The following is a 13,666-nucleotide window of genomic DNA, read 5'->3' on the forward strand; positions in this document are numbered from 1 at the left end:
GGCATATAATTTGCTTCCTTGTGGCGCCACGGCGCCCTGTAGTGGATTGCGCACAGACGCCGGCAAATAAGGTCTGCAATGAAACCATCGCTAGTCCTGAAAATGGGCCAGCAGCTGACGATGACCCCGCAGCTGCAACAGGCCATTCGCCTACTCCAATTGTCTACCCTGGATCTGCAGCAAGAGATCCAGGAGGCCCTGGAGTCCAACCCGATGCTCGAGCGTGAAGAAGACGGTGACGACTTCGACAACTCGAACCCCTTGGCCGATGGCGCCGAAAACCCGGCGCCCACCCCTCAGCAGGAAGAGTCCTACCAGGACAACAGCCATCAGGAAACTCCACAGACGGTGGACAACCTGGAAGAGGGTGAATGGAACGAACGCATTCCCAACGAACTGCCGGTCGACACCGCCTGGGAAGACGTCTACCAGACCAGCGCCAGTAGCCTGCCGAGCAATGACGATGACGAGTGGGACTTCACTACTCGCACTTCATCTGGCGAAAGCCTGCAGAGCCACCTGCTCTGGCAGCTCAATCTGGTGCCGATGTCCGACAAGGATCGGCTGATCGGGGTCACCCTGATCGACTGCATCAACTATCAGGGCTATCTGGAAGAAAGCCTCGAGGAAGTCGTCGCAGCCTTCGATCCGGACCTGGACATCGAACTCGATGAAGTGGAAGCAGTCCTGCACCGCATCCAGCAGTTCGAGCCGGCCGGCATCGCCGCCCGTGATCTGCGCGAGTGCCTGCTCTTGCAACTGCGCCAGCTCCCGGCCAAGACGCCCTGGCTGGCTGAGACTCAGCGCTTGGCCAGCGACTACCTCGATCTGCTCGGCAGCCGCGACTACAGCCAACTGATGCGCCGCATGAAGCTCAAGGAAGACGAGCTGCGCCAAGTCATCGAACTGATCCAGAGCCTCAACCCCCGCCCCGGCTCACAGATCGAGTCGAGCGAGCCGGAATACGTGGTGCCTGACGTCATCGTGCGCAAGCACAACGACCGCTGGCTGGTGGAGCTGAACCAGGAAGCCATGCCGCGCCTGCGGGTCAATGCGCAATACGCCGGCTTCGTCAAACGCGCCGACTCCAGTGCCGACAACACCTTCATGCGCAACCAGCTGCAGGAAGCGCGCTGGTTCATCAAGAGCCTGCAGAGTCGCAACGAAACCCTGATGAAAGTTGCCACTCAGATCGTCGAGCACCAGCGCGGCTTTCTCGACTATGGCGACGAGGCGATGAAGCCCCTGGTCCTGCACGACATCGCCGAAGCGGTGGGCATGCATGAATCGACCATTTCGCGGGTCACTACGCAAAAATTCATGCACACCCCGCGGGGCATTTACGAGCTGAAATATTTCTTCTCCAGCCACGTCAGTACCTCCGAAGGCGGCGAATGCTCGTCGACGGCGATCCGCGCCATCATCAAAAAACTAGTCGCCGCGGAAAATGCAAAAAAGCCGTTGAGTGACAGCAAGATCGCTGGTTTACTGGAGGCACAGGGCATACAAGTAGCCCGCCGCACAGTCGCAAAATACCGTGAATCGCTCGGCATAGCGCCCTCCAGTGAGCGCAAACGATTGATGTAAGGTGGCACTCGACGAAAGACCCACAAATAAGGCACACAGCATACCCGGCCTCGCTCTCTCGATAGCAGCCACACTGCCAAGACCCGAGCGACAGTGCCAGGCGCGCCTTGCCAGCGTCTTTCACGCCAAAGTATTCCGGTGACAGGCCCGATAGCCTGTCTCTCATACGCGGCAACAAGGAGAAACGGTATGCAAGTCAACATCAGTGGACACCAGCTGGATGTGACCGACGCCCTGCGCGACTATATCGACGAAAAACTCGGTCGATTGGAGCGCCATTTCGACAAGATCACCAACGTGCAAGTCACCATGGAGGTCGAGAAACTCAAGCAGAAAATCGAAGCCACCCTGCATATCGCCGGCGGTGAAGTGGTCGCCAATGCCGAACACGACGATATGTACGCAGCCATCGACCTACTGACCGACAAACTCGACCGTCAACTCATCAAGCACAAGGAAAAGCAGATCGACCGTCAGCAAGGCGCTATGGCCCGCTGAGATCGCCTCCCTCCTATGATCCGACTCGAAAATATCCTGACCCCCGGCCGTTCCCTGGTGAACGTGCCGGGAGGCAGCAAGAAACGTGTACTCGAACAGATAGCCAACTTGGTGGCACGCGAACTGCCTGACCTGGACGGCCAAGACATTTTCGAAAGCCTGATCGCCCGCGAAAAACTCGGTTCGACCGGTTTCGGTAATGGCATTGCCATTCCGCACTGTCGCCTGCCGGGCTGCAACGCACCGATCAGTGCCCTATTGCGCCTGGATTCAGCGGTGGACTTCGATGCCATCGACGGCGCCCCGGTCGACCTGCTGTTCGTCCTACTGGTACCGGAAGCGGCCACCGACGAACACCTGGAACTGCTGCGCCAGATCGCCAGCATGCTCGACCGCAGCGATGTGCGTGAGCGTTTGCGCCAAGCCCAGAGCAGCGACGCGCTGTATCAGGTCGTGGTGGACATACAAAGCCAGCTCAACCAGGCCTGACCATGCGCTTGATCATCGTCAGCGGTCGCTCCGGCTCCGGCAAAAGCACTGCCCTCGACGTCCTTGAGGACAACGGTTTCTATTGCATCGATAACCTGCCGGCCGGTCTGCTCCCCGAACTGGCGGAGCGCACTCTGCAGGATACCGAACTGCTCCACCCGCAAGTCGCCGTGTCGATCGACGCGCGCAACCTGCCCAGCCAGCTCAAGCGTTTCCCGGAAATTCTCGAGGAGGTGCGTGCGCGGCATATCAAGTGTGACGTGATCTACCTGGATGCCGATGAGGAAACCCTGCTCAAGCGCTTTTCCGAGACTCGCCGGCGCCATCCACTGACCAACGAGAACCGCTCGCTGGCCGAGGCCATCGCCGATGAAAGCCTGCTGCTCGGGCCGATCACCGACCTCGCCGACCTGCAGATCGACACCACCCATCTCAACCTCTACCAGTTACGCGACAGCCTGAAACTGCGCCTGCTCAATCAGCCCGAGCCAGGCACGGCCTTTTTGGTCGAGTCGTTCGGGTTCAAGCGCGGCATGCCGGTGGATGCCGATCTGGTGTTCGATGTGCGCTGCCTGCCCAACCCCTACTGGAAGCCGGACCTGCGCGATTTCTCCGGGCTCGATCAGCCGGTGGCCGACTATCTGGCGGCTCAGGCCGATGTCGAAGAAATGTTCCAGGACATCCTTGCCTACCTGAAAAAATGGCTGCCCCGCTTCGCCGCCAGCAACCGCGCCTATGTCACAGTGGCGATAGGCTGCACTGGCGGTCATCACCGCTCGGTATATCTGGCCAATCGCCTGGGCGAGACCCTGAAACCCATTCTGAAAAATGTCCAGGTTCGCCACCGCGACCTTAGCTAAGGATCCTGCCGCGATGCCTTCCTGCGAAATCACCATCATCAACAAGCTGGGCCTGCATGCACGCGCAGCAGCCAAGTTCGTCGGTGTCGCCGGGCGCTTCCCTTGCACGGTCAAGGTCGGCCGCGCACCGGAGAGCCTGGTAGACGGCAAAAGCATCATGGCGGTAATGATGCTTGCGGCTGGCAAAGGCACGCCGATTCACCTGCACACCGAAGGTGAGCAGGATGATGACGCACTCAAGGCCCTGATCGAACTGATCAACAACTACTTCGACGAGGGCGAATAACCGCTCAAATGCCAAGCTGCATACCCCCGCATTGATGCAGCTGAGCTTCTGCCTTGGTTGCCGCATTAGATTGCCTGGGACAGAGAACCTGAAGACACAGCCGAACAAAAGGGCGCCAATGGGCGCCCTTCGCTGTTAGTGCTAGCTGGCCGTCCAGGGCGGGTATCAGCTACCGGCCACCGTCATCTTCTCGATCAACACCGAGCCAGTGCGGATATTACTGCGCAGCTCGAGATCGTTGCCCACCGCAACTATCTGCTTGAACATGTCGCGCAGATTGCCGGCGATGGTCACTTCCTGCACCGGGAACTGGATCTCGCCGTTCTCCACCCAGAAACCGCCAGCCCCACGCGAATAGTCGCCGGTAACCATGTTCAGACCCTGCCCCATCAACTCGGTGACCAGCAGGCCACGGCCCATGCGCTTGAGCAGCGCGTTCTGATCCTCCGCGCCATGGCTGACGAACAGGTTATGTACACCACCGGAGTTGGCCGTACTCGGCATGCCCAGCTTGCGCCCCGAGTAGGTGCCCAGTACGTAGGAGACCAGTTCGCCGCCTGCGACAAAGGGCTTGGCATAGGTCGCCAGTCCATCGCCGTCGAAGGCCGCACTGCCCAGGGCACGCGGAATATGCGGGCGCTCGTCGAGAGTCAGCCAGTCGGGGAACAACTGCTGACCCAGGGCACCCTCGAGAAAGGATGACTTGCGGTACAGGTTGCCGCCGGAAATAGCCGCGAGGAAATGCCCGAACAGCCCGGTGGCCAATTCGGCGGAAAATAGCACCGGCACTTCGCAGGTCGGCACCGGTCGCGCCCCCAGGCGGCTGACCGCACGCTGCGCGGCACGCTGACCAATCCCTGCGGCATCGGCCAGCAGTTCGCCCTGACGATTGACGTCATACCAGTAATCGCGCTGCATCTGCCCGCCGTCCTCGGCGATCATCACACAGCTCAAGCTGTGCCGCGTGCTGGCATAGCCCGCGACGAAACCATGGCTATTGCCATACACCCGGCAGCCCTGGTGGGTATTGAGGGTGGTACCGTCGGCATTCTTGATCCGCTGATCCGCGGCAAAGGCGGCGGCTTCACAGCGCAGCGCCTGCTCGATGGCCTGCTCAGGGCTGATGGCCCAGGCGTGATACAAGTCCAGTTGCGGCAACTCGCGCGCCATTAGCGCGGCATCGGCCAAGCCCGCCGCCTCATCTTCCGACGCATGCTTGGCAATCGCCAGAGCCGCCGCCACGGTTTCCCGGATAGCGGCATCGCCACTCGCCGAGGTGCTTGCCGAGCCCTTGCGTTGGCCGACATACAGGGTGATGCCAAATCCCTGGTCACGATTGAATTCGACCGTCTCGACTTCGCCCTGGCGAACCGAGGTGGACAACCCTTGCTCCACCGACACGGCCACCTCGCAGGCACTGGCGCCTTGCTTCTTCGCCTCGGCGATGATCTGCTCGACCTGGGCCTGCAACTGCGGCACGGCCTCGGGGCCGACACTATCTACTGCACTCATAACAACTCCTAAAAATCTGTCCGGGATCTACTGCGGGCTTCGCACGTGATGCGGCGGGCCGAACGCTTGCGGTTGGATACTTGCTATCATGGCGGCGTTTTCCACTGGACCGCCCCCATGCCTGAATATCTTGATGACTTCTCCGGCGAGAAGAGTAAAACCCAGGTCAAGCGCGAGCTGCACGCCTTGCAAGACCTGGGTCAACGCCTGACCACCCTGAAGCCCGACCTGCTCAACAAACTGCCGATGACCGACGAATTGCGCCGCGCCCTCGAAGAGGCGCCCAAGCACACGGCCAATTCCGCAAAAAAACGCCATGTGCAGTTTATCGGCCGGCTGATGCGCGATCAGGACATCGACGCGATTCTTTCTCTGCTCGACCAACTGGACGCCTCGACTCGCCAGTACAACGAACGCTTTCATGGCCTGGAGCGCTGGCGTGACCGTCTCATCAACGGCACCGACGAGACCCTGGAAGCCTTTGTGGGCGACTATCCTGAAGCAGATCGGCAACACCTGCGTCAGTTGATTCGTCAGGCCCAGCACGAACTGGCGCAGAACAAAGCGCCAGCGGCCTCGCGCAAAATCTTCAAATACATCCGCGAACTGGACGAAGCCCAACGCGGATTGCGCTGATCCTGCCCCAAGGGTGGGTTAGGCCTCTGCCTAACCCACGTCCTAGGAGCCTGTGCCGCCAACGGTAATCGCATCGATCTTCAGGGTCGGCTGGCCGACGCCGACCGGCACCGACTGACCGTCCTTGCCGCAGGTGCCGACGCCGCTGTCCAGGGCCAGGTCGTTGCCGACCATCGACACCCGGCTCATGGCCTCGGGGCCGTTGCCGATCAGGGTGGCGCCCTTGACCGGCGCGGTGATCTTGCCGTCTTCGATCAGGTAGGCCTCGCTGGTGGAGAAGACGAACTTGCCGCTGGTGATATCGACCTGGCCGCCGCCGAGGTTGGCGCAGTAGATGCCTTTCTTCACCGAGCGGATGATTTCTTCCGGGTCGCTTTCCCCTGCCAGCATGTAGGTATTGGTCATGCGTGGCATCGGCAGGTGCGCGTAGGATTCGCGACGACCGTTGCCGGTGCGTGCTACCCCCATCAGGCGGGCGTTCAGCTTGTCCTGCATATAGCCCTTGAGCACGCCGTTCTCGATCAACGTGGTGCACTGGGTCGGTGTGCCTTCGTCATCCACGCTGAGCGAGCCACGCCGCCCGACCAGGGTACCGTCATCGACGATGGTGCACAGACTCGAGGCGACCTTCTCGCCCATGCGCCCGCTGTAGGCGGAACTGCCCTTGCGATTGAAATCGCCTTCCAGGCCATGGCCGACCGCCTCGTGCAGCAGCACGCCGGACCAACCGGCACCCATCACCACTGGCAGGGTGCCGGCTGGTGCGGGAATCGCTTCGAGATTGACCAGGGCCTGGCGCAGCGCTTCGCGGGCATAGCCCATGGCGCGATCCTCGGTCATGAAGTAGCGGTAGTCGCTACGCCCACCTCCACCATGGCTGCCGCGCTCGCGGCGGCCGTTCTGCTCGACGATCACGCTGACATTGAAACGCACCAACGGGCGAATATCGACGCCCAGGCCGCCGTCCTGCGCCACCACCAGGATGCGATCCCAGACCCCGGCGAGACTGACCGTGACCTGCTTGATCCGCGAATCAAGGGCGCGCGTGGCCACATCGATCTGCTTGAGCAACTCGACCTTCTGCGCCCGGCCGATCACGTCCAGCGGATTTTCCGGCGCATACAAGGCGGTGACCTGCGGGCTGCTGAAGGCCTGCACCCGCGCGTTCTGCCCGGCACGGGCAATCGAGCGGGCCGCACGGGCGGCCTGGGTCAGCGCTTCGGCGGTGATGGCGTTGCTGTAGGCAAACCCGGTTTTCTCGCCGGACTGGGCACGCACGCCGACGCCCTGGTCCAGGTTGAAACTGCCTTCCTTGACGATACCGTCCTCCAGCACCCAGGTCTCGGACACCTGGCTCTGAAAATACAGATCGGCAGCATCGATACCGGGGCCGGACAATTCGCCCAGCACCCCTGGCAGATGGTCGAGGGTCAAGCCGCCCGGGCCCAACAGGTGCTCACTGACGGATAACAACATCTCGCTCATAACAGCTTCATCTCGTTCATGTTTGCTCCAAACCAGGCAGCCGTGGTTCGGCCGCTGCAAAAAATCGTTTATGCCGGCTCACCGGCATGCGTTGGCGAATCGCTGCCTGCTCGACGGCATCGCGGCTAGCCAGCAAGACCGCTTCGCCTTGCGCCTGCTCGGCCAACACTCGGCCCCAGGGATCGACGATGGCCGAATGGCCGAACGTCTCGCGCCCGCCGGGATGAGAACCACCCTGGCCGGCGGCCAGCAGGCAACACTGAGTCTCGATGGCGCGAGCCCGCACCAGTACCTGCCAATGCGCCGCACCGGTCAGCGCAGTGAAGGCCGCCGGCACGCTGATCAACTCTGCCCCGGCTTCACGCAGGGCGCCATAGAGTTCAGGGAAACGCAGGTCGTAGCACACCGTCAACCCCAGGCGCCCAACGGGAGTGTCGACCACTACGATCTGACTGCCGTGGGCAAAATCATCGGATTCACGGTAACGGCCCTGGCTGTCGCCGACCTCCACATCGAACAGGTGCAGCTTGTCGTAGCGCGCGACCTGCTCGCCATGCTCGTCGAGCACCAGGCAACAGGCCCGCGCCTTGGCCTCGGACTGACCCTCAGGCGGCAAGGGCAAGGTACCGGCCACTATCCATAACTTGAGGTCACGGGCGGCCTGTTTCAACCAGGGCAGGATCGGCCCCTCACCGCGCGCTTCGCTGCGACCCAGCGCGGCCAAGTCGCGCCGGCCCATGGCGGCGAAGTTCTCCGGCAATACCGCCAGGCGCGCTCCGCCCGCCGCCGCCTGCTCGAGCAGGCGCCGGGCCTGGAGCAGATTGGCCGGCACGTCGTCCCGGCTGACCATTTGAATCACCGCGAGGGTCATGTGCGCTCCAGCTCGGTGAGTGGTTGGGTCTTCAGCTTACAAGCCATGGCCATCGACTGCATCGCCCAGCACAGCGGCTTTTGTTCCATGGCTGGTCAGCGCGACTTCTCGAAAGGCTTGTCGAAGGTAATCTGCGGATCCTGCCAACGGCCAGTGACGCTGTATTGCACACTGGCAAAACGTGCCACGCGATCGCCCAGCAGCTTGTCCACCAGGAATAACGCCCCGCCAATCGCCGGTGCGCCGACGATCAACGCCGCCAGCGGCAAGTTGTTGCTCAAGGGCAAGGTCACCCGCAGCTTGGCATCGACCAGATCATCAGCCAGGTTCAGGGTACCGTCCAGCTCCAGATTGCTCGATGGTCCGGTCAGGGTAATGGGTATGCGGGTGACGTACACCCCGTCGCTGGCGACCAGTAGTCCCTTGACCCGGTCATAGCTCAACCCCTTGTCGAGCAGGTCGGAAAAATCCAGACGCAGACGGCGGCCAATCGAGTTGAAGTTGAGCAGGCCGAATACCCGTAGCGCCGATGCAGGGCCTTGCACTTCAGTGAACTGGCCCTTGCGCAAGGTTGCATCCATGCTGCCGGAAAAACGCTTCAGACTGACCCACGCCGGCGAACCCGGCCAACGCCCGTCGACATCCAGGTGAAAGCTTTCACTGCTGGCCGTCGGCGCGAAGTCCCAAGCCAGCAGCACATCGGCCAGGTCCTCGCCCTGCAGGCGCCCCTTGTACCAACTGCTGCTGGCCTCTGCCGTGCCCTGCCATCCGGCACTGCCGGCCAGCTGCAAGCCTTTCAGATCCAGGTCCAGGTCGTTGAACTGCACCCCCGTAGCATTCGGCCGCGCTTTCAGCGACCACGCGCCCAGCACCTCGGCACCTTGCAGCACCTGATCGATCTGCAGATCGATGGCGGGAATCTGCCGCGGGTCGACGCCAAGTAGCGGATCTGGTCGCTCCTCGACCACGGCATCCTTGGCGGCAGCCGCCGGTAAACGCAGGTACTCCAGATTGACCGCGATAGGCGTCGCGTCGGCGTCCGGCAAGTCGACCCGGCCTTTCAGCAGCGGGCTATCCAGGTTAAGCAACCAGGCGGCAGGCGCACGTTTGAGCTGTACCCCGAGGTTATCGACAGTGCTGCCAAATCCGTGGAATCGACCAATCTGCAGCCGTGCATCCGTGAACACCTGCTGCGTATCCTCGCGCGCCACACCGACATAAGGCTTGAGCGCCGCCTGCCAGGCCGGCCAATCCAGCTCGCTGATTTGCCCACGCAAGCGTACCCCCTTCGCCGCCGGCAACAGCGCCGGGCCGTCGCCCAGGCGCAGTTCGCCGCGGCCCTCGGCCAACTGGCCGGGCGGTGCGGCGAAGGCCAAGCTCGCCAGATCGGCATAATCCAGCCAATAGCGCCGCTCGGCGCCACTCAAGGTCATGTGCCAATCGGCATAACCTTCCTCGGCGGCACTTTTGCCGAAAGGCGCCGGTAGGGCGACGGCTATCCCCTGAAGATTGGAATCCACGCGCAGTTTGCTGTCGACCCCATCCAGCGTCAGACGCAGGCGATAAGGCAAGGTCCCACTCACAGGCAGCGGCTCGGTCACGCCCAGCCAGGCAGTCAGGGTGCTCAGCGGCACCTGGCCACCAGCCTCGATCTGGGTACGCGCATGACCGCGGCTACCTTCTGCCCTTGCCTTGCCACGCACGGCATGACCGAGGACTTGCGCGCGAATATCCGGAGCACTCAAGCCACTGGCCGTGTCATAGCGAAAAGCCCCCTTCAACTGGCTAAGCTCCAGCTCGGGATTGGGCAGCTGCAGCCGTGCACCTTCGGTGGCGAAGTCGACAATCACGCCCAAATCCGAGGCTTGACCCTTGTGCAGCGGCAGGTCGAGTTTGAGCCTGCCCGATAACGGCCCCTCGCCCTGCCAGCCGGCGAACGACTCGGCCGTGCCCATGGGCGCGTCCTGGAGAATCTTCAGGGCATCGCCGACGCTGCTTTCCAGCTCGCTGTTCAACAGCAGCCGCAGTGCCTGCCCCGGCGCTGGGTGGGGAATGTCAGCCGCGGCGTTGCGCACCCGACTGTCGAGGATGCGCGCCTCGGCCACTCGCACCCGTACTCCGCTGTCTTCGATGAACACATCGCCACGCGCCTCGCGCAGTGCCGGCCAACCCGGCTGGAAGGCCAGTTCGGCATCCTCCACGGCGAAGAACAGGCTGAGACTGCGCGCGGCATCGGCAGCGCCCTTGTTCAGCGAACCCTGAAATTGAAAATAGCCTTCATTGACCTTGCCGCCGCGAATCGCGGTTTTCAACCAGTCGGACAGCTGCGGACTGAAGCCAGGGGCGCGGGTCGGCAGGTATTTCTCGGTATAGCGCGCGTCGCCGTTACGCAGTCCCACCCGCAGGTCCATGTAATCCTCGGCCTCGGGATCGAACATCAGGCGAATCAGGAAGTCACCGGCAACCGGCCCCTCCTCGCCGACCACTTGCAGATAGGGGCTGCGCAGGGTGAAGGCCTGCTCATCCAGTTGCCAGGACAGCCGGGCATTGGCCTGGCTGTACAGCCAGGGCTCGGGGAACAACGTGGCCAGATGCAGGGAAAAATTCTCCGCTGCCAGGCGCAGCTCACCCTGTCCGAGGTCACCGACCACACTGCCGCTGATATTTTCTGCCCCGGGCGAGGCCAGATGGGCGGCAAAACCGATGCGCTCGAGATTGGCGGCGAACTGCAGACGTTTGTCGCCTTCGGCCTGGGGCCGGTAATCGACCTGGATATTACGCAAGGCCCCATGCGGTTGCAGGCTAGCGAGCAGTGCCTGAGCCTTGTCCGGCAAGGGTGCCAGGGCCTCGACCAGCGGCAGCAGCGGCGCCAGGTCGAGGCGATCGGCAGCGAGCGACCATTGCTCTTCGACTTCAGCACTGTCCTGACGATGACTGATACCCAGCTGCACTTCGCCCCAGCGGGTCTCGCCCTGGCTCAGCGCCAGATCGTCCAGCAGCAGCTCGAAGCCCTGTTCGGTGCGCTCGAAATAGGCATTGAGGGCGAGGTTCTGCACCTGCGCCGCCTCACGTTCAAGATAGGCCCCCACCACTTGCGGCGCATGCAGGCGGCTGACGGCACGTTGCAAGGCACCATCGGCCCAGTCCAGCCAAACCTCACCACCGGCCTGCAACTGCTCGAGACGCCACTCGCGGGTCACGCTCGGCGGCAACCAGCGCGCCCAATCGCTTTGCGGCAGACTCAGGTACAGGTCGGCCTGCACCTCGCGCCAGCGCTCGGCTTGCATGCGCGTGCGCAGTTGCAAGGCAACCGGCTGGCCATCGGGGAGCAGCAGGCGCGCATCCAGACGCTGCCGACTGGCGCCATTGCGCAGGGTCAGGTTGACGTACGTCAGGGTAACGGCCGGCAGTTCACGGGCTTCCAGGGTCACCTGGCTGTTCAGCAGCGACACACGGTTCACCGCTTGCAACTGCTGCAATACCCGAGCGACATCAAGAGCCAGGGGCTCAGTGCGCTGCGGCAGCCCCTTCAGCGCCCAAGCGCCCTGCTCGTCCTGCAGCAGACTGAACTGCAAGCCTTCCAGTTCCAGATTGGCCAGCCGCGGCTCGCGCGCCGACAGGCTGGCGAGCACGTCCGGCACCAGGCGCACCTGATCCAGGCGCAGTGCGCTGGCACCTGTGCCCAATTGCACGTCATGGGCGATCAACAGTGGCGCCAAGCCCTGCCAGCGCCCTTCCAGACGGCCGATGCGCAGCGGCATGCCGAGTGCGGCGGTGGCCTGGTCTTCTACCTCCAGACGGTACTCGGCGACCCACGGCACCAACTCGCGGCCAAGGCTGACATAGAGCGCGGCCAGCACCAGGCCCAGCGCGCACAAGCTCAGCCCCCAGCGCAACGCCACCACTGACAAACGGGCCAGAAGCGCCATTCAGTTCATACCTTGAACACGACGGACTGATTCACAGAAGCACCACATCGTATTGCTCCTGGGAGTAGATCGTCTCGACCTGAAATTTGATGGTACGGCCGATAAAGGCTTCGAGATCGGCAACATTGCCCGACTCTTCATCGAGCAGGCGATCCACCACTTTCTGGTTGGCCAGTACGCGATAGCCCTCGGCCTGGTAGGCCCGCGCCTCGCGCAGGATCTCGCGGAATATCTCGTAACAGGTGGTTTCCGGCGTCTTCATCTTGCCGCGTCCCTGGCAGCAGCCGCAGGGCTCGCAGAGTATCTGTTCGAGACTCTCGCGCGTGCGCTTGCGGGTCATCTGCACCAGGCCCAACTCGGTGATACCGATGATGTTGGTCTTGGCGTGATCGCGCTCCAGCTGTTTTTCCAGGGTACGTAACACCTGGCGCTGGTGCTCTTCATCTTCCATGTCGATGAAGTCGATGATGATGATGCCGCCGAGGTTGCGCAGGCGCAGCTGACGAGCGATGGCCGTGGCCGCTTCGAGATTGGTCTTGAAGATGGTCTCTTCGAGGGTGCGGTGACCGACGAAGGCCCCGGTGTTGACGTCGATGGTACTCATCGCCTCGGCCGGATCAATGATCAGATAACCACCGGATTTCAGCGGCACCTTGCGCTCCAGCGCCCGCTGGATCTCGTCTTCGACGCCGTACAAATCGAAAATCGGCCGCTCCCCCGGATAGTGTTCCAGACGATCGGCAATTTCCGGCATCAACTCGGCGACGAACTGGGTGATCTTCTGGAAGGTTTCCCGCGAGTCGATGCGGATCTTCTCGGTGCGCGGGCCGACCAGGTCGCGCAGGGTGCGCAGGGCCAGGCTGAGGTCTTCGTAAATCACTGACGGAGCCGGCGCGCTCTGTTTCTGCGCCGCAATCTGATCCCACAGGCGGCGCAGGTAGCGGATATCCACCAGAATTTCGTCGGCACCCACACCATCGGCAGCGGTGCGCAGGATGAAGCCGCCGGCCTCGGCGATGCCTTCGGCCGCGACGCAGTCGGCCACCACTTGCTTGAGGCGCTCGCGCTCGCCTTCGTCCTCGATCTTCAGGGAGATGCCGACATGACTGGTACGCGGCATGTACACCAGGTAGCGCGAGGGGATCGACAGCTGCGTGGTCAGCCGCGCGCCCTTGCTGCCGATCGGGTCCTTAGTGACCTGCACCACCAGAGCCTGGCCTTCATGCACCAGGGCGCTGATGCTTTCCACCGCGCTGCCTTCGCGACTGGAAATTTCCGAGGCATGGATAAAGGCCGCGCGATCCAGACCGATGTCGACGAACGCCGCCTGCATGCCCGGCAACACCCGCACCACCTTGCCCTTGTAGATGTTACCGACGATACCGCGCTTCTGCGTGCGCTCGACATGCACTTCTTGCAGCACGCCGTTCTCCACCACCGCCACGCGCGACTCCATTGGCGTGATATTGATCAGGATCTCTTCACTCATGGCTCTATCTCTGTTCCGACGAAG

11 protein-coding genes are annotated in these 13,666 nt (G+C 62.5%); 6 read left to right on the forward strand and 5 right to left on the reverse strand.

All coding sequences use genetic code 11. The features are described 5' to 3' along the window. The first annotated feature begins 78 nt into the window (after nucleotides 1-78). From LJY18_RS01485 to LJY18_RS01505, 5 genes are all read left to right on the forward strand, one after another. Nucleotides 79-1,587: an RNA polymerase factor sigma-54 gene (locus LJY18_RS01485; protein ID WP_238039965.1), complete on the forward strand. Its 1,509-nt coding sequence runs from the start codon at nucleotides 79-81 to the stop codon at nucleotides 1,585-1,587. 189 nt (nucleotides 1,588-1,776) lie between these two features. Next, nucleotides 1,777-2,085, forward strand: coding sequence for a ribosome hibernation-promoting factor, HPF/YfiA family (gene hpf, locus LJY18_RS01490; RefSeq protein ID WP_079203139.1), 309 nt, complete (start codon nucleotides 1,777-1,779; stop codon nucleotides 2,083-2,085). Between the two features lie 15 nt (nucleotides 2,086-2,100). Then, nucleotides 2,101-2,574: a PTS IIA-like nitrogen regulatory protein PtsN gene (gene ptsN, locus LJY18_RS01495; protein WP_238039966.1), complete on the forward strand. Its 474-nt coding sequence runs from the start codon at nucleotides 2,101-2,103 to the stop codon at nucleotides 2,572-2,574. Between the two features lie 2 nt (nucleotides 2,575-2,576). Then, nucleotides 2,577-3,434 carry an RNase adapter RapZ gene (rapZ, locus tag LJY18_RS01500; RefSeq protein WP_238039967.1) on the forward strand — a complete coding sequence of 286 codons (858 nt, stop codon included), beginning with the start codon at nucleotides 2,577-2,579 and terminating at the stop codon, nucleotides 3,432-3,434. A gap of 13 nt (nucleotides 3,435-3,447) precedes the next feature. Continuing rightward, a complete protein-coding gene (locus tag LJY18_RS01505) occupies nucleotides 3,448-3,720 on the forward strand; it encodes an HPr family phosphocarrier protein (RefSeq protein ID WP_238039968.1) in 273 nt (90 codons plus the stop codon). A gap of 165 nt (nucleotides 3,721-3,885) precedes the next feature. Here LJY18_RS01505 and pmbA read toward each other — a convergent pair whose 3' ends face one another. Next, on the reverse strand, nucleotides 3,886-5,232 hold the full coding sequence (pmbA, locus tag LJY18_RS01510) for a metalloprotease PmbA (protein ID WP_238039969.1): 1,347 nt from the start codon (nucleotides 5,230-5,232) through the stop codon (nucleotides 3,886-3,888). Nucleotides 5,233-5,349: 117 nt separating this feature from the next. Here pmbA and yjgA point away from each other — a divergent pair, with 117 nt between their 5' ends. Continuing rightward, the gene (gene yjgA / locus LJY18_RS01515; protein WP_238039970.1) at nucleotides 5,350-5,868 is read left to right on the forward strand and encodes a ribosome biogenesis factor YjgA; all 519 of its coding nucleotides are present in this window, start codon (nucleotides 5,350-5,352) and stop codon (nucleotides 5,866-5,868) included. A gap of 42 nt (nucleotides 5,869-5,910) precedes the next feature. Here yjgA and tldD read toward each other — a convergent pair whose 3' ends face one another. The 4 genes from tldD to rng form a co-directional block, all read right to left on the reverse strand. Continuing rightward, nucleotides 5,911-7,353 carry a metalloprotease TldD gene (tldD, locus tag LJY18_RS01520; RefSeq protein WP_238039971.1) on the reverse strand — a complete coding sequence of 481 codons (1,443 nt, stop codon included), beginning with the start codon at nucleotides 7,351-7,353 and terminating at the stop codon, nucleotides 5,911-5,913. Between the two features lie 16 nt (nucleotides 7,354-7,369). Next, on the reverse strand, nucleotides 7,370-8,224 hold the full coding sequence (locus LJY18_RS01525) for a carbon-nitrogen hydrolase family protein (RefSeq protein WP_238039972.1): 855 nt from the start codon (nucleotides 8,222-8,224) through the stop codon (nucleotides 7,370-7,372). A 95-nt stretch (nucleotides 8,225-8,319) separates the two neighbouring features. Then, nucleotides 8,320-12,153 (reverse strand): YhdP family protein, encoded by a 3,834-nt coding sequence (locus LJY18_RS01530; RefSeq protein ID WP_238039973.1) that lies wholly within the window; start codon nucleotides 12,151-12,153, stop codon nucleotides 8,320-8,322. A gap of 31 nt (nucleotides 12,154-12,184) precedes the next feature. Further along, a complete protein-coding gene (rng, locus tag LJY18_RS01535) occupies nucleotides 12,185-13,642 on the reverse strand; it encodes a ribonuclease G (protein ID WP_238039974.1) in 1,458 nt (485 codons plus the stop codon). Nucleotides 13,643-13,666 lie beyond the last annotated feature (24 nt).

Source organism: Pseudomonas sp. MMS21 TM103 (assembly GCF_022132145.1).
GTDB lineage: Bacteria > Pseudomonadota > Gammaproteobacteria > Pseudomonadales > Pseudomonadaceae > Aquipseudomonas.